The organism is Pseudoflavonifractor phocaeensis (assembly GCF_021531815.1).
Classification (GTDB): Bacteria; Bacillota; Clostridia; order Oscillospirales; family Oscillospiraceae; genus Lawsonibacter; species Lawsonibacter phocaeensis_A.
In genome coordinates, this window is record NZ_JADYUM010000014.1 from 1 (window position 1) to 20,822 (window position 20,822).

The 20,822-nt window shown below is 55.8% G+C and carries 22 protein-coding genes and 1 tRNA gene; 12 read left to right on the top strand and 11 right to left on the bottom strand.

Annotated features, from left to right (window positions below; all coding sequences use genetic code 11):
* On the bottom strand, positions 1–253 hold a 253-nt coding region (locus I6E42_RS09285; RefSeq protein ID WP_235371644.1), incomplete at its 3' end, for a YabP/YqfC family sporulation protein.
* Positions 254–409: 156 nt separating this feature from the next.
* Here I6E42_RS09285 and I6E42_RS09290 point away from each other — a divergent pair.
* The 4 genes from I6E42_RS09290 (at position 410) to lexA (ending at position 4,730) form a co-directional block, all read left to right on the top strand.
* Positions 410–1,183, top strand: a complete 774-nt coding sequence (locus I6E42_RS09290; RefSeq protein WP_235371645.1) for a Cof-type HAD-IIB family hydrolase — start codon at positions 410–412, stop codon at positions 1,181–1,183.
* Positions 1,184–1,285: 102 nt separating this feature from the next.
* Positions 1,286–2,884, top strand: a complete 1,599-nt coding sequence (locus I6E42_RS09295; RefSeq protein ID WP_235371646.1) for an MBL fold metallo-hydrolase RNA specificity domain-containing protein — start codon at positions 1,286–1,288, stop codon at positions 2,882–2,884.
* An 86-nt stretch (positions 2,885–2,970) separates the two neighbouring features.
* Positions 2,971–3,936: a DUF975 family protein gene (locus tag I6E42_RS09300; RefSeq protein WP_235371647.1), complete on the top strand. Its 966-nt coding sequence runs from the start codon at positions 2,971–2,973 to the stop codon at positions 3,934–3,936.
* Between the two features lie 176 nt (positions 3,937–4,112).
* Positions 4,113–4,730 (top strand): transcriptional repressor LexA, encoded by a 618-nt coding sequence (gene lexA / locus I6E42_RS09305; protein ID WP_235371648.1) that lies wholly within the window; start codon positions 4,113–4,115, stop codon positions 4,728–4,730.
* Between the two features lie 53 nt (positions 4,731–4,783).
* Here the strand turns inward: lexA and I6E42_RS09310 are convergent, their stop codons facing one another.
* The 10 genes from I6E42_RS09310 to I6E42_RS09355 form a co-directional block, all read right to left on the bottom strand.
* Positions 4,784–5,347, bottom strand: coding sequence for a chromate transporter (locus tag I6E42_RS09310; RefSeq protein WP_235371649.1), 564 nt, complete (start codon positions 5,345–5,347; stop codon positions 4,784–4,786).
* Complete coding sequence (locus I6E42_RS09315) at positions 5,344–5,901, bottom strand: chromate transporter (protein ID WP_235371650.1); 558 nt, start codon at positions 5,899–5,901, stop codon at positions 5,344–5,346. The genes I6E42_RS09310 and I6E42_RS09315 overlap by 4 nt, the downstream gene beginning before the upstream one ends.
* 18 nt (positions 5,902–5,919) lie before the next feature.
* A complete protein-coding gene (gene ychF / locus I6E42_RS09320; protein WP_235371651.1) occupies positions 5,920–7,008 on the bottom strand; it encodes a redox-regulated ATPase YchF in 1,089 nt (362 codons plus the stop codon).
* 341 nt (positions 7,009–7,349) lie between these two features.
* Positions 7,350–7,742 carry a VOC family protein gene (locus I6E42_RS09325; protein ID WP_235371652.1) on the bottom strand — a complete coding sequence of 131 codons (393 nt, stop codon included), beginning with the start codon at positions 7,740–7,742 and terminating at the stop codon, positions 7,350–7,352.
* 16 nt (positions 7,743–7,758) lie between these two features.
* A complete protein-coding gene (locus I6E42_RS09330; protein ID WP_235371653.1) occupies positions 7,759–9,144 on the bottom strand; it encodes a Na+/H+ antiporter NhaC family protein in 1,386 nt (461 codons plus the stop codon).
* Positions 9,145–9,150: 6 nt separating this feature from the next.
* Positions 9,151–10,134, bottom strand: a complete 984-nt coding sequence (locus I6E42_RS09335) for a phosphoglycerate dehydrogenase (RefSeq protein WP_235371654.1) — start codon at positions 10,132–10,134, stop codon at positions 9,151–9,153.
* 123 nt (positions 10,135–10,257) lie between these two features.
* Positions 10,258–11,376, bottom strand: a complete 1,119-nt coding sequence (locus I6E42_RS09340) for a mandelate racemase/muconate lactonizing enzyme family protein (protein ID WP_235371655.1) — start codon at positions 11,374–11,376, stop codon at positions 10,258–10,260.
* A 23-nt stretch (positions 11,377–11,399) separates the two neighbouring features.
* Positions 11,400–12,677 (bottom strand): TRAP transporter large permease, encoded by a 1,278-nt coding sequence (locus I6E42_RS09345; protein ID WP_235371656.1) that lies wholly within the window; start codon positions 12,675–12,677, stop codon positions 11,400–11,402.
* A 1-nt stretch (position 12,678) separates the two neighbouring features.
* Complete coding sequence (locus I6E42_RS09350) at positions 12,679–13,311, bottom strand: TRAP transporter small permease (RefSeq protein WP_235371657.1); 633 nt, start codon at positions 13,309–13,311, stop codon at positions 12,679–12,681.
* Positions 13,312–13,431: 120 nt separating this feature from the next.
* The gene (locus I6E42_RS09355) at positions 13,432–14,508 is read right to left on the bottom strand and encodes a TRAP transporter substrate-binding protein (RefSeq protein ID WP_235371658.1); all 1,077 of its coding nucleotides are present in this window, start codon (positions 14,506–14,508) and stop codon (positions 13,432–13,434) included.
* A gap of 299 nt (positions 14,509–14,807) precedes the next feature.
* Between I6E42_RS09355 and I6E42_RS09360 the strand changes: the two genes are divergently transcribed.
* The 8 genes from I6E42_RS09360 (at position 14,808) to I6E42_RS09395 (ending at position 20,820) form a co-directional block, all read left to right on the top strand.
* On the top strand, positions 14,808–15,542 hold the full coding sequence (locus I6E42_RS09360; RefSeq protein WP_235371659.1) for a FadR/GntR family transcriptional regulator: 735 nt from the start codon (positions 14,808–14,810) through the stop codon (positions 15,540–15,542).
* A gap of 14 nt (positions 15,543–15,556) precedes the next feature.
* Complete coding sequence (locus tag I6E42_RS09365; RefSeq protein ID WP_235371660.1) at positions 15,557–16,285, top strand: SDR family NAD(P)-dependent oxidoreductase; 729 nt, start codon at positions 15,557–15,559, stop codon at positions 16,283–16,285.
* Positions 16,286–17,332: 1,047 nt separating this feature from the next.
* Positions 17,333–17,409 (top strand) — tRNA-Arg (locus I6E42_RS09370).
* Between the two features lie 398 nt (positions 17,410–17,807).
* Complete coding sequence (locus tag I6E42_RS09375; protein WP_235371661.1) at positions 17,808–18,539, top strand: class I SAM-dependent methyltransferase; 732 nt, start codon at positions 17,808–17,810, stop codon at positions 18,537–18,539.
* A gap of 38 nt (positions 18,540–18,577) precedes the next feature.
* On the top strand, positions 18,578–19,327 hold the full coding sequence (locus tag I6E42_RS09380) for an alpha/beta fold hydrolase (protein ID WP_235371662.1): 750 nt from the start codon (positions 18,578–18,580) through the stop codon (positions 19,325–19,327).
* A 132-nt stretch (positions 19,328–19,459) separates the two neighbouring features.
* Positions 19,460–19,735 (top strand): hypothetical protein, encoded by a 276-nt coding sequence (locus I6E42_RS09385; protein ID WP_235371663.1) that lies wholly within the window; start codon positions 19,460–19,462, stop codon positions 19,733–19,735.
* Positions 19,728–19,952, top strand: a complete 225-nt coding sequence (locus I6E42_RS09390; RefSeq protein WP_235371664.1) for a hypothetical protein — start codon at positions 19,728–19,730, stop codon at positions 19,950–19,952. Before I6E42_RS09385 ends, I6E42_RS09390 begins: the two co-directional genes overlap by 8 nt.
* A complete protein-coding gene (locus tag I6E42_RS09395) occupies positions 19,945–20,820 on the top strand; it encodes a DUF6017 domain-containing protein (protein ID WP_235371665.1) in 876 nt (291 codons plus the stop codon). Before I6E42_RS09390 ends, I6E42_RS09395 begins: the two co-directional genes overlap by 8 nt.
* The last annotated feature ends 2 nt before the right edge of the window (positions 20,821–20,822 follow it).

Genomic DNA, 20,822 nt, shown 5'->3' on the forward strand with positions numbered 1-20,822 from the left:
CCCGCCCCCTGGGCTCATAGATCAGGGCGTTGACGAGGCCATCCACCTTCAGGTCCCCGCCGTCCAGCGACAGCTTCTCAATGTGCAGCCCCTCCCCCTGTACTTCCAGCCCGCCCCGGGCGGTGGACAGCAGGATGGAGCTCTCGTCAAAGTTCTCCACCTCCTCCACCCCGGAGATGGTAAGCTGCTCCCGGTCCTCCAGCACCACCCGGTGCGGCGCTCCGGGACGGAGCCGTTCTTCCTCGTATGCCATGGGCCTTCCCCCTTCCCGTTTTTCCATCTTATGGCCCGGCCAGTCCCGTTTATGCTACTTTTTCCCGCTCCCGGTCAGGATTGTCCAATTCGCACATGGAAATCAGGCGGGCTTTGCTGTACAATAGAAATGACTTCATTGCAGGAGGACTCTCCCATGATCAAAGCCATCTTTTTTGACATCGACGGGACCCTGGTCAGCTTCCGGACCCACCGGGTCTCCCCCGCGGTGATAGCAGCTTTGGGCAGGCTCCGGGAAAAGGGCATCAAGCTCTTCATCTCTACCGGGCGCCACCCCCATATGCTGTCTTACATCCGCTCTGTTTTCCCCTTTGACGGCTGGATCACGCTCAGCGGCCAGTATTGTTTCTGCGGCGACCGGGTGCTCCACCGCAATCCCATGGACCGTCAGACTGTATCCGGCCTGGTAGAAGCCACCCGAAACAACGACTTCTCCTGCATCTACCTGGAGGGGGAGGACATCTATATCAACTGCGTCGACGACCGCACCCGGGAATTTATGTGTGACCTGGACCTGCCCCTCCCCCCGGTCCAAGACCCCCGCCGCGCCCTGGAAGGAGAGCTGTACCAGGCTATCGTTTTTCTGACCCGTGAGGAGGAGGCCTTGCTGCTGAACAAGGCCCCCAATTTGAATACTACCCGGTGGCATCCGTACTTTTTGGATGTAATCCCCTCCGGCGGCGGAAAAGATAAGGGGATGGACGCCATGCTGGACGCTTTCCACATTCCTCTGGCGGAATCCATGGCCTTTGGAGACGGGGAAAACGACCTCTCCATGCTCCGCCACGCGGGCATCGGTGTGGCCATGGGTACTGCCAGCGACCAGGTAAAGGCCGGGGCCGACTATGTCACCGGAACCGTGGATGAGGACGGCGTCCTTTCAGCGTTGATCCACTTTGGCTTGCTGTGATCAGCCCTTTACACATTATTTACAATTTGCTGTGGAATTTCCTCCCCATCGGGTGTACAATAAGGACAACTTTTTCAATCTGAAGCTAGGAGGACACATCTGATGAAACTGACCTTTTTTGGCGCTGCCCACGCGGTCACCGGAAGCTGCCACTGTCTGGAGGTAAACGGGAAAAAGATCCTCATCGACTGCGGCCTTCAGCAGGGCCGTGACGAGCACGATGACAACGCCCTGGACTTCGCCCCCAGCTACATCGACTATGTGCTGGTCACCCACGCCCACATCGACCACTCCGGCCGCATCCCCCTGCTGGTCAAGGAGGGCTTCTGCGGCCAGATCTTCACCACCCGCCTCACCGGCCAGCTCATGTCCATCATGCTCCGCGACTCCGCCCACATTCAGGAGAGCGACGCCCAGTGGCAGAACCAGAAGGGCAAGCGCGCCGGACGGGAAGCCGTGGAGCCCCTGTACACCGTGGCCGACGCCGAGGCGGCGCTCCAGTTTATCCACACCTATGAGTACGGCGAGATTTTCGACCTGTGCGAGGGGGTCAAGATCCGGTTCAACGACGCGGGTCACCTGCTGGGTTCCGCCGCCCTGGAGATCTGGGCCACCGAGGGAGACGTGACCCGCAAGATCGTCTTCTCCGGCGACCTGGGCAATGTGGACCAGCCCATTATCCGGGACCCGGAGTTCGTGGACCAGGCGGACTATGTGGTCATGGAGTCCACCTACGGCGACCGGAACCACGAGCCTCCCGAGAGCTACACCGAGGCTTTGGCTGCCCTCATCGACGATGTATTTTCTCAGGGCGGCAACATTATCATCCCCTCCTTCGCCGTGGGCCGCACCCAGGAGCTGCTTTACTTCCTCCGGGAAATCAAGAATGAAGGGCTGGTCAAGACCGCCCCCAACTTTACCGTTTGCGTGGACAGCCCCCTGGCCGCCGAAGCCACTAAGATCTACGCCGGCGACCTCCACGGCTATCTAGACGAGGAGGCCATCTCCGTCCTCCAGGGCGGCGACGACCTGTTCACCTTCCCCGGCCTGACCCTGTCCCAGACCTCCGAGGAATCCAAGGCCCTGAATGCGGACAAGACCCCCAAGATCATCATCTCCGCCTCGGGCATGTGCGATGCCGGCCGCATCCGCCACCACCTGAAACACAACCTCTGGCGTCCCGAGTGCGCCGTGGTCTTTGTGGGCTACCAGGGTGAGGGCACCCTGGGCCGCCGCCTGCTGGAAGGGGCCAAGTCGGTCAAGCTCTTCGGCGAGGAGATCGCCGTCCGGGCCCGGATCGTCAACTTCAAGGGCCTCAGCTCCCACGCCGACCGGGACCATCTGATCGCCTGGGCGGAGCACTTCTCCCCCAAGCCCCAGCAGGTCTTCGTGGTCCACGGAGACGCTCCCGTCACCGAGGTCTTCGCTGATACCCTCAACGAACGGGGCATCCCCGCCCACGCTCCCCTGTACGAGGAGGTCTATGACCTGGCCGCCAACACCATGCTGGCCAAGGGCGTGGTGCTGGAGACCAAGCCCAAGTCCGGAGGCGCTTCCGCCGCCTCCCCCGCCTATGTCCGCCTTCAGGACGTGTCCAAGGAGCTGGAGCTGCTCATCAGCCGCAGCCGCGGCCGTCCCAACAAGGATCTGGCCCGTCTGGCCGACCAGCTGCGCCAGGTCATGGACAAGTGGGACGCCTGATCCCTTTTCCCACATACTTTTCCGTCTGGCCGCGCCAGCGCGCCTGAGATTCCCAGACAGAAACACAGATTGGAGTTTTGCCGCCTATGGAGATCGACCGCAAGGAACTGAAACGCCGGGCCCGGGAGGCCATGGGCCTCACCCGCCCCCGCTTCTGGGTGGTCGCACTGGTCTACTTTCTCATGACCACGGGTCTGTCCTACCTGCCAGACCAGCTGCTCTCGCTGCTGTCCAACGGAGAGACCGCGTTTACCCTCTCCCTGTTTTGCAGCATCCTCATGTCCCTCTATCTGGTCATCGTCCGATTCAGCTTCAACCTGTGGTCCCTGTGGACCAGCCGCAACATGGACCCAGGCCTGGGTTCCCTGCTCCAGGGCTTCTCTGTGGCCGGGCGGGTTGTCATTATGGAGGTCCTCATTTACCTGCGGGTCCTGGGCTGGTCCCTGCTGCTGGGCCTGCTGGTGGCCTCCCCCCTGGTTTACCTGCTCCTGATGGGTTCCTCCCTGCTGGCCCCCCTGCTGCTCCTGGTGATCGCGGGGCTGTACGCCGCCATGTGGGCCATTATGCTGCGCTACGCCCTGGCCCCTTACCTCCTGGCCGACAGTCCCGACGCCGGAGCCTCCGCCGCCGTCCGCCGCAGCGCCGAGCTTATGCGGGGCTGGAAATGGGAGTTGTTCAAGCTGGAGTTCTCCTTCATCGGCTGGGCGCTGCTCTCCCTCCTGCTGTCCGTGCTGGTGACAGCCGCGGCCCTGTGGCACGCCGGCTTCTTCCAGGCGCTGGCCGCCTTCCCCGTCTCAGAGCTGCCCGACCTGATCGCCAACTACTCCATCTGGCAAACGGGAACGCCCACAGACCTGCTGGAATTGACCCAGGCGCAGATTGAGCTGTTCACCCTGTACAGCTCCGCCTCCGGCGGATTCTGGACCGCCCTCCTCACCGATCTGATCACCCTGCCCGTGTTCCTTTGGGTCACCCCATACCGCTCCGTGTCTGAAGCCGGCTTCTACGACGCACGGCTCCAGCTCCAGCGCGCCAGCGCTCCGCCCCTCTGAACAAAGGAAACGCCGCCCGCCTCGGGAAATCAAGGTGGGCGGCGTTTTTCGCTGCGGCAGAAGACAGATATTTTTTGTCCCAATTTAGGAACATTCGTTTGACATTCGTACAAATGTATGATAAAATACAACTATCCCAACCAACACCTTCCATCTGCGCCGAAAGGAGCCTCACCATGGCCAAACTGACCGCAAAGCAGCAGCAGATTTACGACTATATTCTCGCCTTCACCGCTGACCACGGCTATCCCCCTTCCGTCCGGGAGATTGGGGCCGCAGTCGGGCTCAAGTCTCCCTCCACCGTCCACTTCCATATGAAGGGACTGGAGGAGGCCGGGGTCATCGTCAAAGCCGAGGGCAAGACCCGGGCCATCTCCCTCCCCGGCGTTCCCATGGGGCCCGTGGCTGAGGAGGCGGACCCCCATGCCAACCAGGTGCCCATTCTGGGCAACGTGGCCGCCGGCGCCCCTATTCTGGCCCAGGAGTGCATTGAGGACTATCTTACCTTTGACACCAACGGACTGTCCGGAGAGCACTTCGCCCTCACCGTCCGGGGAGAGTCCATGCTGAACGCCGGTATTCTGCCCGGAGATCTGGTGGTGGTCCACCGCCAGCAGGACGCCCATAACGGCGAGATCGTAGTGGCCCTGTTTGAGGATGAAGCCACTGTGAAGGCCCTGTCCCGCAAGGACGGTCATACCTGGCTGCTCCCTGAGAACCCCGCCTACGAACCCATCGACGGCACCTACGCCGAGATCATCGGCAAGGTAGTGGCCGTGGTGCGGCGGTACTGATTGCACAGCACATAAAAAGCCCTCCGCTTGAAAGCGGAGGGCTTTTTGATCCATCACAGCTGAAACACCGCGCCGATCAGAGCGGAAATGCCTATAAAGACAATGGGATGAAGCTTTTTCAGCTTGGTGTACCGCATGCATACGAAGACGGCCACCGTCAGCAGGATCAGAGGCCAATGCACCGTAAAGGTGTGCTCCGAGACGCCGCCGATGGTCACCAGCACCGCAGTGGCCACACTGAGCCCCGCGGAAGCGATCAGGGCGGTGGAGGCGGGACGCAGGCCGTAAAATACGGCGTCCACCGTCTTGGACTGGCGGAATTTCTGTAAAAACCCGGCAATGATGATAATTACAATGATAGAGGGCGTAACCAGACCCAGAGTGGCGATCACAGCTCCTGGAATCCCGGCGGTAGTGTAGCCCACATAGGTGGCCATATTCACTCCCATGGCGCCGGGCGTGGACTCGGAGACGGCGATCATGGTGGTCAGGTCCGCGTCAGTGAACCACTGGGTACGGGTTCCCAGGTCCCGGAGAAACGGAATGGTGGCCAGGCCGCCGCCCACGGCGAACAGGCCCGTCTTGGCAAACTCAAAAAACAGCCGCAGCAGGATCATTTGCCCTCAGCCTCCTTTCCCAGCTTCAGCAACCGGCGGGTCACATAGCCGACCACACCGGCGCAGACGATCAGGATGGCGGGAGACAGGCCCGCAAAGAAGGCCAGCCCCAGCACCACCAAGAAGATGGCCACAGTGACAGCATCTTTCACGGTGGACTTTCCCAGCTTGATGACACTGGAGGCGATCAGCGCCACCACGCAGGCGTTCACTCCGGTCAAGGCGTGCCGCACCACCGGGATGTCCGCGAAGTTGGTCAGGAAGGTGGCAATCAGGGTGATAATCACGATGGAGGGAAACACCACGCCCAGCGTGGCCAGCACTCCGCCCAGATATCCCTTGTACTTGTAGCCAATAAAGGTGGCTGTATTCACCGCGATGATGCCGGGGGTACACTGGCCAATGGCGTAGTAATCGGTCAGCTCCTCGTCGGTGGCCCACCCCTTTTTCTCCACCACCTCCCGCTGGAGAATGGGGAGCATGGCGTAGCCGCCGCCAAAGGTGCAGGCGCCGATTTTGGCGAAGGTGAAAAACAGGTCAAAATAAGTGTTCACGTTCTGTTCCCTTCCCGCTCACACATTGAACCGGAACAGGATGATGTCCCCGTCCTGGACCACATATTCCTTGCCCTCGGAGCGGATCAGGCCCTTCTCCCGGGCGGCCGCCATGGTACCGCAGGCCATCAGGTCGTCGTAGGCCACCACCTCTGCCCGGATGAAGCCCCGCTCAAAATCGGAGTGGATCTTACCGGCGGCCTGGGGCGCTTTAGTGCCCTTGCGGATGGTCCAGGCGCGGCATTCGTCCTCACCGGAGGTCAGGAAGGAGATGAGGCCCAGCAGCGTGTAGCTGGCCTTCACCAGGCGGTCCAACCCGGACTCGGCGATGCCCAGGTCGTCCAAAAACATCTTTTTCTCCTCCGGCTCCAGCTCGGCGATCTCCGCCTCCAGCTTGGCACAGACTGGGATGACCTGCGCGCCCTGCTCCTTGGCCCGCTGCTCCACCTGGCGGTAGTATTCCACGCCCTCGGGATCGGTAAACCCGTCCTCGTCCAGGTTAGCGGCGTAAATAACAGGCTTCAGAGACAGCAGCTCACAATCTGGGTACTCCTCGGCGATGTTCACCGCTTCATAGGCCCGGGCGGATTTGCCGTCGTTGAGCCAGTCCCGCAGGCCCTCAAAGTCAGCCGCCTCCTGGAGGAACTTCTTGTCCCCCTTGGCGGCCTTTTTGGCCTTGTCGATCCGGCGCTCCACCATCTCCAGGTCGGCCATGATCAGCTCCAGATCGATGGTGTCCATGTCGCGGACAGGATCAGTGGACCCCTCCACATGGATCACATTTTCATCGTCGAAGCAGCGGACCACATGGACAATGGCGTCGGTCATGCGGATGTTGCCCAGGAATTTATTGCCCAGGCCCTCGCCTCTGGAGGCCCCCTTCACCAGGCCGGCAATGTCCACAAACTCAATGACCGCGGGAGTGGTCTTCTTCGGGTGGTACATCTCAGACAGCTTGTCCAGGCGGTGGTCAGGCACGGCCACCATGCCCACATTGGGGTCAATGGTGCAGAAGGGGTAGTTGGCGCTCTCGGCGCCGGCATTGGTAATGGCGTTGAACAGGGTGCTCTTGCCCACATTGGGCAGGCCCACGATACCTAATTTCACGGCAATTCCTCTTTTCCGCTGTCGTTTTATGGATTGGCCAAAATATTATATATGCTTTATCAAAAAGTTGCAAGTGGAAAGGCGGGATGTGGGCCCAGGAATCCAAAATTTATCGCGGACTTCGCAGATTTTCTGTTCTGTCTAGGAAAAGCCGCTGGCGCCCTTTCAACACAAAGCAGGCCCCCGTTTTATTTTCAGGCCGCTCCACTGTACCGCCCTTACAATGCTCCGGATGTCCCGGGCACAAAAAACGAACCGCGGATCCACCGCGGTTCGTTGAAGCTATGGAAAGATAGCGCCCTCGCGCCGCGGGCAGCAGCCCTTTCGCGCCGTGGGAAGCGTTACAGCTTTTGGCAGAACTCGATCTTTTCAGCGTTGGGGCCCTCGATGGTAAAAAACCGGATCCCGTTTTCCCAGAACGGCAGGAACCGGATGCCCTCGTTGAGCATGTGGAGATCCAGCTCCTTGGCCAGGGCGTAGGTAGCCTCAATGTCCGTTGTGTTCAGCGCAATATGGTCGATGGCGCCGGGATGTCCGACCGCGCAGCCGTTTTCATAGCTTTCGATGATCAGGTTGCCCAGCTGGAGGAAAATCGCTCTGTGCTTTGCGGCTTCATTGTAGGTCTCCAGGGCCGTGGTAAATCCCAGGCTGTGGTAAAACTCGGTGGTTTTGTCCAGGTCATTAGTGGGGACCGCCACGTGCTGGACTCCGGTGATCAATTCCTGAAAAGACATATGAAACACTCCTTTTTTAATCAGTTCTTTTTTGTTGTCTGGCTTCCAGGGATACAAAAACATAGGAGAGGGCCGGCGTCAAAAAAGCGCAGAACGCAAATGGCGCCGCCTGCAAACTGCTGACCCCAAACAGGCCGGCAATATAGAGCCCGGAGACATTCCAGGGAATGAGCGGGCATAATACCGTGGATGTGGCGGTAATGTCGCGGGACAAGCTGTACCGCTCCAGTCCCGCCCGGTCATAGGCGTTGACCATCAAGGAACCCGCCATTAGAATGGAAAAGGTGTTCGTCCCCAGCATATTGCCCACCACAGCGACCATCTGTGTCGCGGCGGTCAGGCGGGCCGGAGAACTTGCCCGCTGGGTGACGGGGGCGATCAGCGCCTCCATCATCCCTACCGTGTTGAACGCGCCGATCATGCCGAAGGTAAAAATCATGGTACAGACCGTGTTGACCATGCTCCTGACTCCGCCGCGGCTGAGAAGCGCCTGAAGGAATTCGCCGCCGCCTTCTACGGAGGCGCCGTTCCAGAATACCGCGGCGATACTCTGAAGCTCCACACCCTGCACCCAAACAGCCACCGCGCATGCGGTGAGCACAGAGATCAGCATGGAAAACAGCGCCGGGATCTTGCAGATGATCAAAAGCAGCATGACCAGCATGGGGAGAAAGGCTGCTGCACAAATGGTAAAATGGTCGGTGAGCTGACTGCACAAACCTGCAATCGACGCCTCCGGTAAACTGCCGGCCACGAACTTCTGCCCCAGCAGAAAGTAGAGGACCGACGCGATCCCAGCAGATGGAATGGCGAGCTCCGCCGCTTTTTTGCAGTGCCGCATGGTCGGGACCCCGCAGACGGCGGCGCTCACATTGGCTGTGGCAGCCATGGGAGTGCAGGTCTCCCCCAGAAACGCGCCGCTGAAGATCGCGCCCACTGTCAGCGCCGGCGTGATCCCGAAACTCTCACCCACCGCGAACATGGCAATGCCGACGGTCCCCAGCGTGCCCCAGGCGGTTCCGCAGGACAGGGACAGGACCAGGCTCAACAAAAAGGCCACCGCCAAAAAAGTGTTCGGCTTGATATAGCGCAGGCCGTAGTAGATGATGGAGGGGACAGTTCCCGCCGCGGTCCAGGTGCTGATGGTCCCTCCGACCACCAGGCTCAACAGGGCCGCGCTCATACCTTTTTTGATGTACTCCAGCGCCCCCTGTTCCAGTTCCCCGTAGCTGTAGCCCAAAGCCATACAGGCCGGAAACACCAGCAGCCAGGAGAACAGGAACATCACTTCCAACCCGGCGTTCAGAAAATAGTATCCACCCAGGACGATGGCCAGCACACCGGTCAGGACCGCCAAGGAATACCCAAAGGACGGAGTTTGCTTCGGCTTATCTGAGCTCATCCAATATCACTCCCAACGTGTCAGGAATGGTCCCAGAATGACTCCGCTGCACGTTTCTCCCCTTGAGACAGCCAAGATGTTTTCCGTGTTGATCCGTCCCATCTCCGCGATGGCTCCGACGGAAAGTCCGGCGCAATGGGGAGAGAGCACTGTATTCTCCAGGGCAAGCAGCGTACTGTTCCCAATGGGTTCCGTCTCGAACACATCCAGGGCCGCGCCGCGAATGGTGCCGTTTTTCAGCGCCTCGCACAGGTCCTCCTCTTGGACCAGGGCCCCCCGGGAGGTATTGATCAGATAGGCGGACGGCTTCATCATGCCCAGCGTTTTGCGGTTGATGATGCCCCGTGTCTCAGGCAGCACCGGCATGTGCAGGGTTACAAAATCGCTCTCCCGCAGGATCTGCTCCATACTGGCTTCCCGGACGGAATATTGCGCGGCAAACGCGTGGTCAAAATCCTCCGGCGGAGAATAGGCCAAAACCGTCATATCAAACCCCCGCGCCCGCTTCGCCACCTCTTTCCCGATGGCGCCGAAGCCCAAAATTCCCAGCGTCTTGTGGTTGACATCGTCGGCGACCCAGCCGCTCCAGCTTCCGGAACGGACCGAGCGGTCCACAGCAGGCAGGCGGCGGGCCACCGACAGCATCAGCGCCATGGTTCCGTCGGCCACCGCTTTTGAATTGGCTCCCCTTACGGCGGTGACCGCGATTTTCTTGTTCCGCGCTTCATTCAGATCGATGTTTTCATAGCTGACGCCGTTTCGCGCGATCAGCTTCAGGCTTTCCGGCGCGCAGGATAAAAGCTGGGCGTCGTAGTTCTCTGTTCCGGCGATGATCACATCGGCGCCGTCCCAAAGCTCCCTGATCTCCCCGCTGGTGAGCTTTCGTCCCAGGGGGTTGAGGACCACTTCTCCCAACCGCCCGGCGATTTGCGCCGCCGCCTGTCTTCCCGCTTCTGTGCAGTACATGGTATCCGTAATGAAAATACGCATGATCGTTCTCCTTAAAAAGGGCATCCACCTCTCCGGTGGATGCCCTTTTTGTGATTCGGACCGGCAGGCTTCACCGTTTCGCGTCAATGGACCGGCTGGTCAGACAGATACGTTCCGCGTTTTTTATACGCCGTTTCTCTCGCGGCACTCCGCAAGATAATCCTGATTCAGCTCCAGGCCCAGGCCGGGCTTCTCGGGGATCGTCAGGTAACCGTTGACCGGCTGCGGCGCATCCAGATAGACGTTATTGACCAGGTCCTCGAACATGAACAGCCGCTCCAGCATAATGCCGTTAGGCGCGGCGGCCACCAGGTGCATATGGATATGCTCCATGCCGTGGGGAGCGTAGGCCTTATTCCACGCCTGGGTCATGGCGATGGCCCGCAGAGTCTCGGTGTAACCGCCGATCCGGGTGGAGTCGCACTGGACCACATCAGCGGCGTTATTCAGCAGCAGGTCCCGGATGCCATAGCGGGTGTACTCATGCTCGCCGGTGGCCAGAGGGATGTCGGTGCCGCGCTTGAACTCCGCCAGACCGGGTATATCATCCGCAAACACCGGCTCCTCAAAAAACTCAATGTTATACTCACGGATATTGTTGGCAAACTGGATGGCGGTGGCCGCTCTCCAGACGTTGTTCGCGTCCAGCATAAAGCCGATGTCGGGACCGATGGCCTCGCGCACGGCGGCGACCCGGCGCACGTCCTCCATGGGATTGCGGCCGCCGTCCACGCCGACCTTCAGCTTGATTTTGGTATAGCCGCGGGCCACCATCATTTTGGCCTCCGCCACCAGTTCCTCGGTGGAATAGCTGGTCCAGCCGCCGGAAGCATAGATGGGGACCACGGGATTGTTGCCGCCCAGCAGGCGGTACAGGGGCATATTCAGGAGCTTGCCCTTGATGTCCCACAGGGCAATGTCCACGGCGCTGTACGCGCAGAAGGCCAGACCCTTGCGGCCGACACCGCGCATATAATGGAAGGTCTCCTCATAGAGCATCTCGGTCTCAAAGGGGTTGCGGCCGATGAACTTGGGCTTGATGGCGTAGCGGATGAACTCCCGGATGGCTTCGCCGCCCACCTCATGATAGGTAACACCGATACCGGTAACGCCCACATTGGTGTCCACCTCCACCACGGCAAAGCCGATGGTCTCGACCTGCCGGGTCGAATCGGCAAAGTTGCCCTTCACACGGGTGTCGCACAGGGTAACTCTGACATCTGTAATCTTTACGTCTTTCATGCAAGTAACCTCCTGCGGTCAAATTATTTTACAAGGCTGGGGATAAACGTGACGATACCCGGGATCCAGGTGATCAGCAGCAAGACCACATAGCCCAGAATGACAAAGGGAATGATCGCTTTAAACAAATCGGTCAATTTCACCTTTGCCACGTTGGCCGTCACAAAGAGGGTCATGCCAACCGGCGGAGAAATCAGGCCGATCGTCAGGTTAAAGCAGCACAGCACGCCAAAATGTACGGGATCGATACCGAACTTCATGGCGATGGGCAGCAGGATCGGGACCATCATCAGCAGCGCGGGGCTCTGGTCCATCACGCAGCCGATGACGATCAGGATCACATTGGTGATCAGCAGGAACAACGCGGCGCTGTGGACATACTCCATACAGACGGCAACGATCGCCTGAGGGATCCGCAGAATGGTCAGGGCATAGCTCATCGCCGTAGCCACCGCAATGATAAACATGACGTTCGCGGTGGATTTCGCGGTGTTATAGCAGCAATCCACCAGGTCTTTCCAGGTGATGGCTTTTCGGGCCACCGCCACGATCAAGGCATAGAACACCGCAATGGCGCTGGATTCCGTGGCGGTAAAAACGCCGCTGACAATGCCGCCCAGAATGATCGCCGGCAGGCCCAGCACAGGCAGAGACTCCTTCAGCGCATGGAGGATCTCGCGCAGGGAAGAACGCCGCGCCCTGTGGGGATGGTTATACTTGCGGGCCAGGCAATAGCACAGGAGCATTTCGCTGAGGCCCAGCAGGACCCCGGGGCCGACGCCGCCGAGGAACATATCAGAGATCGACACGTTTGCCGCGCACACCGCGTAGATGATCATAATATTGCTGGGCGGGATAATGGGGCCGATGATGGCACTGGCGGCCGTGACCGCGGCGGAATATTCCTTGGTATAGCCCGCCTTGGTCATCATCTCCATCTCCACCCGGCCCAGGCCGGTGGCGTCCGCGGTGGCGGAACCGGAAATGCCGGCGAACAGCATGCTGGCCAGAATGTTTACATGGGCAAGTCCGCCGCGAATATGGCCCACCAGCGTATCGCAGAATTTCACGATGCTCATGGTGAGGCCGCACCGGCTCATGATCTCACCCGCCAGAATAAACAGGGGGATACAAAGATAAGTAAAGTTGTTGATGCCGGAATACATCTTCTGGGCCAGGGTGATCAGAGGGCCGTTGCCGACTTCGAAGCACACGATGGTCAGGAAGCCCATGGAAAACCCGATGGGCACGCCCAGGATAATGATGATCAGAAATACCGCAAATAATCCTGCTGCGAACATGTTACCCCTCCTTCTCCCCTGTCCGGTCCTCTGCGTCCAATTCCCGCTGCATGGCGGCAAGCACGCGCTGCTCCTCCTCCGATATTTCTTCTTCCTCCATCTCGGGCTGCCGGCAGACAAAGGGAACCAGTTCGCCGCAAAGCACGCCCAGAATATCCACGACCACCTCGAAGGTGATCAGCAGACAGCCGAGGAAAGGAGCTCCATATAAGATCCAGCCGGGCAGATGCAGGCTGGGAGATGTCCAATTACTGACAGACAGGATGGAAGCCCAGCTGTACTTGATCCCGAAATACAGGAAGATAAACACCACCACGCGTGTCAACAGGTACAGCAAAAATTTCGGGAAGGGCTTCAACCTGTCATAGACCAGGTTGACGGCGGCCATAGAGTTGTTTTTGTAGCAGATACCCACTGCCAAATAAGTCATCCAGACAATAAAATCCTGTGCGATCTCATTGGTCCAGGTCAGAGAAAAACTCACAAAATGCACCAGCACGAACCGGTACAGGACCTGTAGCAGCAGGTCAAAGGCACAGCCAAACGCCAAGAAGACCAAGATCACTTTCAGGATCTTTTCGATCATGTCGGATAATTTGCTGCCCCCATGATAGATTGTTTTCAGAACATTCATCGTTATAATCTCCTCTGGGCCCCAGCGCATGCCGAGCCCGGGAAAGCCCGCCTATCAATCACGGTATGATAGACGGGCTTTCGGGCGTTACTTATGGGTCAAATATGGACTTTGAATGGCTCAGGCAGCCTCGATAGCGGCCAGCAGCTCGTCAACGATCTCGTCGCCCAGCTGACCCTTCACATACTCGACGCAGGGATCACGCATGGCGTCGTGCCAAGCAGCCAGTTCATCCTCGGTGGGCTCATAAACGCTCATGCCCAGCTCCTCCAGCTTGGCAACGCCGTTGTCATTCAGAGTCTTACAAACGGCAGCGGCCTCGGGGGTGACAGTGGCGGCGGCGTCGGAAACGACCTTCTGCAGGTCCTCAGGCAGGCTCTGCCAGACAGACTCGCTGATGTCAAAGGTAACGACGGAGGCCACGTGCTTATCCAGAACCAGATACTTCTGGACCTCGTAGGTCTTGTCGTTCAGAATGTTGACAGGGGGATTCTCCTGGCCGTCAACGGTGCCGTTCTGCATGGCGGTGTACATTTCAGAACCGGGCATGGGCACGGGGTTGGCGCCGATGGCCTCCACCATCTTCTCGTAGACGGCGCTGGTCATAACGCGGAAGGTGACGCCCTTGGCAGAGTCAACAGTGGTCAGTTCCTTGTTGGAAGTGGTGAAGCTGCGCATGCCGTTGCAGAAGGCAGCCAGAACACGGATACCGGAATCCGCGGCCACATCGTCCCAGAACTTCTGGCCCCACTCGCCGGCCAGGACGGCGTCACACTGCTCCTCGTTGGCGAAGAGGGCGGGACAAGCCAGGACCATGGTGCGGGCGCTGACGCTGTTCAGGATGGTGGAGTTCACGCAAGTCATTTCCAGAGAGTTGTTGATCAGGCTGGTCACGTTATCCTCCTGGGAGCCCAGCTGAGCGGAAGGATAAATCTCCACGGTGATCCGGCCATTGCTGTTGGCCTCGACCTCTTCCTTGAAGCGCTCGACCCAAGTGACCTCAGCGCTTTCAGAGCGGTCCACGTTGCCCTGCTGCATACCTAATTTCAGAACGAAGGTCTCCTCGGCGGCAGCGGCACCCCCGGAAGAAGCGCTTTTTTCAGCGGAAGTGGAGCCTTTGGAGGAAGAATTCCCGCCGCAGCCGACCAGGGCGAAGCACAGGGAGAGCGCCAGAGCAAATGCAGTCAGTCTTTTCATTTTTTGATCTCCTTTCAATCTTTCTGTAACATGGTCATACAATTTTAATTTTATTGTCCGACATGCTAACCACGGTTTTAAGATACTACATTTCATCTTTTTTGTACAGTGTCAAAAAACACTAAATTTAAATTTATTTTTTGTGCGAAATACCTGTTTCTCTTAGAATATGAAGTTTTAAATTGTCAGACACTTGAAGAACGGCGCCATTTATTTTTGCTCAGATTGTTTGACAATTGACCGTTCTTATTGTAATATAATTCCATCCCAGCAAGCCAACATGGGGGGCGATATATAATATGCAAGCAATTGACAAGGTTTCGGTGGTCCAGCAGGCAGTGGAACAGCTGAAAACGTATATCATCTCAAACGACCTGGGGGTGGGGCAAAAGCTGCCCACCGAGAAGGAACTGTGCGCGCAGCTGGCCATTGGCCGGGGCAGCCTCAGAGAGGCTTTGCGAATTCTCGCCGCCACAGGATACGTCTCCCAGCAGCCCGGCCGGGGCGCCTTCGTCATGCGCACCAAAGAGGTCAACCACGACAAAGACGTGATCAATTGGTTTGAGACTCACGAAGTCCAAATGAAGGACTATCTGGAAGTGCGCGCGGTATTCGAACCTCTGGCCACCAAGCTGGCCATCAGCCGCTGCACAGACGAGGATTACAAGAAACTCGAGGGCATCCATAAGCGTTTCAAGGAAGCCGTGGAGACCAATGACTTTGACCACATTTTGCTGGAAGAAGGCAATTTTCACGATACCATTATCAAACTGTCCGGCAACGAACTGCTGATCAATATTTTCAAGCTGATGCAGCAGCCCATGATGAATTTCCGTTACAGAAGCCTGTCTCTCCCCAACGCGCCCCAGGACGCGCTGAAGCCACACACGCAGATCCTCCAGGCCTTCGACCTCCGCGATCCCGACTACGGGGAGGCCTGCATGCGCAACCACGTCACATTGGGCATCAAGAACCTGAATCTCTCCAAGGAAAACTACCACAGGGATACCACTCCCCCACCAACACAAGGATGACAGGAGGAATCCATATGTTACTACAGGATAAAGTCGCAGTTGTCACCGGAGCCAACCGCGGTTTGGGCAAGGCGGTTGCCCTCCGCTTTGCGGAAGAAGGCGCCAAGGTCATGCTGGTAGGCCGAAATGCGCAGGCCCTGCAGGCCGTCAAGGAGATGATCGAAGAAAACGGAGGCGCCGCGGAAGTATTCCGCGTGGATGTCACGGATCCGGCGTCAGTCAATGAAATGGCTGCGCAGATCGACCGGTCCTACGGCAGGATCGATATTCTGGTCAACAACGCGGGGATCTCCATCGAACAGCCGCTGAACGACATGAGCATCGAGACCTGGAAACAAATCATTGACACGAATCTTAACTCCGTTGCGGTGGTGACCAAGGCGTTTTTGCCCATGATGATCCGCCAAAACTCCGGCAATATCGTAAACGTCGGTTCCGGAGCCGGTCTGCGGGGTCTGCCCGGAAGCTGCGCATACTCCGCTTCCAAGGCCGGCGTCATCTGCCTGTCCCAGGCTTTGGGCGACGAAGTCCGCCGCTACGGCATCCGGGTCAACGTGATTTGTCCCGGTCCCATTGATACCGAGTTGTTCCAGCTGTCCGAGCGGCGGGAGTACCTTTTGAAAAACGGCGGAGACGTCTTCTCGCCGGAAAGCGTAGCGAGCAGCATCCTCTTTTTGGCCTCGGATATGTCCGGCGGCATGAACAGCCAGATACTGACCATGCGCGGCGTGAACCGTTGGTAACCGGAAATAGATCTCCCCGTTTCAAAATCAGTTGCCGAAGATCGTAAATGCCCCCGACCTTTAACAGGATCGGGGGCTTTGTATTGTGATTTGCAAAGCGGCGTTCTGCAAACCGCTGGCTCCGTAATGCGCTGAACTGTTAGGGACCGCTGTAAAACCAGTCGTGTGGATTCCGGCGTCTAATTTCACGATAGTTTTTCTTTTCCGTTGTGGTTTTATCGATTGGTGACATGTGGGAAAGCCGTAGGAGGCAAGGCCGTATGTGGGGCAAGAATTAAGGATTCGCTCCTTATCCTGTATATTTCCCACTTCCGCCCGCGGAAAAGCCGTTGACACCGCTCCCCTCCTAAGCTAAAATAGAGGAGTCCATTTTGAAGGACATGTTTATACTTGATGCGTCCGTAGCTCAGCAGGATAGAGCGTCCGCCTCCTAAGAGAACGAGGATCAGACACCTTTGGGGGCGGACCCTACCTTAAAATTTCATATACGTCTCCGTAGCTCAGCAGGATAGCGCATCCGCCTCCTAAGAATATGTTAATCACGGGCCAAATGTTTTTTTGAAATCTGAAGTCCGGTTCGAGTGGAGTTGTGAATTCGGCGTTTTTCTAACGCCGGGGAAGAGGAACATTTTTAAGAAAAATGCTTTCATGAGGTAAAAATCCATTAGCAAAATGACCGTTTTTCTAATGGATTTTCCCTCTGAAATATAGATCGTCACCTTGGACGAAACGTGAAAAACCGCGTAAAATCAAGGAAATTTCATAGATGTCTCTGTAGCTCAGCAGGATAGAGCGTCCGCCTCCTAAGGAAATGATAAACAGAGAAATTTTGAAAAATTCATTTCTTGCTTGGAGTTCGAGTCATCGTTCACTTTTCACGGGTTTTGCTAAGACAGAACTCATGATACCGTGTTCGTTAGCAAAATCGCCTTCGAAATCCGATGCGAAAATCGACGGATCTGCTAATCCAAACAGAGTTCCAGAAGAACCCGGTTCCTTACCCGGAAGGCCGAAAAGCCTTGAAAAATAAGGGTTTTTTGAATAAATGTCTCTGTAGCTCAGCAGGATAGAGCATTCGCCTCCTAAGCGAAAGGCCGTGGGTTCGAATCCCGCCAGGGACGCCAGTCAACAACCGCGGAAGATACGAAAAATGTCTTCCGCGTTTCCTTTTTCAGAGATTTTTAGGCCGTTTTCCGCTAAAATAAAAAGGTGGTCTCTTGCAGAAATCCAAGAATCGGGTCGAAATGCTAACGGGCCGAAAATGCCCTTTCCGGGGCTTCTGCTAAATTCGGCGGCCTGTCAACTGTTCTCCGTTGTTTCTCTATGTATTTCTGTGCTGAAAAGGCTGTTTTCGGATCGGATTTTCCGAGAATTCCGAAATCAGCAGATCCTTCCGAGGATTATTTCTGCAAAGAAATTTGAGGAGCCTTTAGAGAGAAAAACGACGGATCTTTGGAAATCCAAAATCGCCCGCCTGGGTTAGATGGTGGGAAGTGAAATTTGAATTCATTGGAGAGATTCTATGCCTGAAAATCTATATGATAATCATGAATTTAATGAAAAATATGCACAGATGGAACGCAGTGTAATAGGCTTGGAGGCTGCAGGAGAATGGCCGCAGCTGAAGGAGCTGCTTGGTGATATGAAGGATAAAGACTTTATTGACCTGGGCTGCGGCTATGGATGGCACTGCGCTTATGCGGTTACGGCCGGCGCCAAAAGCGTTGTCGGTATCGACCAAAGCGAAAAGATGCTTTCAAAAGCAATGGAAATAAATGCGCACCCGCTGATTCAATATCGAAATGAAAGAATTGAAACGTTCATACCGGATTTCGAATGCTGTGATCTTGTACTAAGCAATCTTGTGCTGCATTACATTCGGGAGCTGACCGTGGTCTATCGAAATGTGTATGCTGCACTTAGAAAGAACGGTATATTTGTTTTCAATATAGAACATCCTGTATTCACGTCGGGGATCAGGCAGGAATTTGTTCAAGATGCGAACGGCAAGAATCTATACTGGCCAATCGATGATTATTTTATCAGCGGTCCTCGCGATACAGTATTCCTTGGTGAGCACGTGGAAAAGCAGCACCATACATTAACTGAGGTTCTGCAGGGACTTCTTGATACCGGCTTTGCAATTGAAGCAGTACAGGAAGTAAGGCCAACAGATGAAGTAATAGAAAGCAACGGATGGCAGGATGAACTGCGCCGACCGATGATGCTGCTTGTAAAAGCGAGAAAAGTATAATTGCAGAATGAAATTCTAATTTGGCAGCGAGGTGAGGCATGTTGCAATATAAAGAATATGGGAAAGAGAACCGCGATGTGATTATCCTCCTTCATGGTGGCGGACTGTCATGGTGGAATTATCGGGAAGTAGCGGAACGAATTCAAAATGAGTTTCGTGTAATCATTCCGATGTTGGACGGTCATGCAGAGAGTGATAGAGACTTTACAACAATCGAAAGCAATGCTGCCGAAATTATCTCCTTTATCGATGCGGAATTGGGAGGCTCAGTGCTGCTGATTGGCGGATTGTCTCTTGGCGGTCAGGTGTTACTTGAACTTTTATCCCAACGAAAAGATATTTGCCGTTTTGCGATGATTGAAAGCGCATTGGTTATTCCGTCTAAGGTCACCCACTCCTTGATTAAACCGGCATTCGGAAGTTGTTATGGGTTAATTCGTCAGAAATGGTTCTCTGAATTGCAATTTCGTTCACTCCGAATGAAATCGGAACTGTTTAACGATTATTATCGAGATACCTGCCGCATTACCAAACAAAATCTGATTGCATTTTTACAGGAAAACTCCATGTATTCTATGAAGGAGTCGCTTGTAAAATGTACCGCAGCAATTCATGTATATGTAGGAGAAAAAGAGAATAAAGCCATGCGGCGCTCTGCAAGGAAAATGCAGGAAAAGCTGCCGGGCAGCACCATTCATGTGCTCCCCAATATGTACCACGGAGAGTTTTCAATCAACCATGCCGATCGCTATGTGAATGAATTGAGAGCAATTATAAAACAACGATAAATTTCAGTTCGCTCTCTCTCACAACTAAATACGATATCTTACATAGCCCCGTAGTGACGTAAAAATCACTGCGGGGCTTTTGTCGTTTCAGGACTTCCCTGAGATGTATCAACTTCAACGGAGGATATCGCTATGAGTAAGACAAAGGTGATCGATGGTATCAGATACCATGCAGACCGTCCGGATAGCTGCCGCGCCTGTTACTTCTATAAGAACAGAAAGATCGGCTGCATTCTGGGCAAGGAGAACTGCTACTACCTGGCAGAGGTTGTGAAGACCGAACAGGAAAAGAAATGTGAAGGTTGCTGTTATGCCAAAGGCCAGCCCTGTGTCAGCGCCTGCTGTTACAAGGACCTGGACAAATGGCTTCAGGAAGGACGTAAGAAAGCAGGTGGTTCCCATGAGTAAGGCCGAGGAACGCTTCCGTCATTACGAGAAGCTTGTGAAGAAGGCCGGTGATCAGGCCCCTGCAAGCTGCAGAAAGTGTCCTTACTACCAGCCGGATTTCAAGTACCGCTCCTGTCTGTATGTGCGTTGCCCTTTCGAGAAGCACCGCTCCACTCTTCGCGAGAAACCTCTGAAGAAGGACAGTTTCGTGAAGGAGGTGGTGAAGATGGGTGTTTGATTACTTTTACGGGGCGCAGTCAGATCAGTTTTCCTTCTATCGTGTCCCTAAGGTGATGTTTACGGATCCTGCCTTTCAGAATGTATCCGCAGAAGCCAAGATTCTGTACGGATTGTTCCTGGACCGCATGGGGTTATCTGCCAGAAACAACTGGGTGGATGAGCAGGGCCGTGTGTATATCATCTACACCATCGACCAGATCATGAAGGCCATCGGCTGCAGTGATAAGAAGGTCAACCGGATGCTTCGTGAGCTGGAGGTGGTCGCAGGGCTGATCGAGAGAAAACGCCAGGGACTTGGGAAGCCAAATCTCATCTATGTGAAGAACTTTCTATCTGTCGGACAGAATGGTCGGATCTTGAATCGTAAAATGGACGATTCTGGAGTCGTAGAAACGCAGTTTCTGGAATCTTCCGAAGTACGAGGAAGTAATACTGAGATAAATAATACTGAATATAGTGATACTGATCCTTTCTTATCGGCAGATAGGAATGAAGGGATGCGTGAGCATGCTCAGTATGAAAGCTATTTCAGAGAAAGTCTTTACTTCGACCTTCTGCTTCAGGAGCATCGCTTCGATGAGGAAACTCTGGAAGGTATTCTGGATCTGCTGGTGGACACCTGCTGTTCCAAACGAAAGACCATCCGTATTGCCGGAGATGATAAGCCAACCGAAGTGGTCAAGAGCAGACTTATGAAGCTCACTAAGGACCATATCGACTACGTTCTCATCTGCCTGCAGAAGAATACGACCGAGGTCCGCAACATGAAGCAGTATCTGCTGGCCACTCTCTTCAATGCCCCGACGACCATCAGCCCATACTACCAGGCATGGGTGAACAACGACATGGCTTCCGGCAAGTTTTAAGG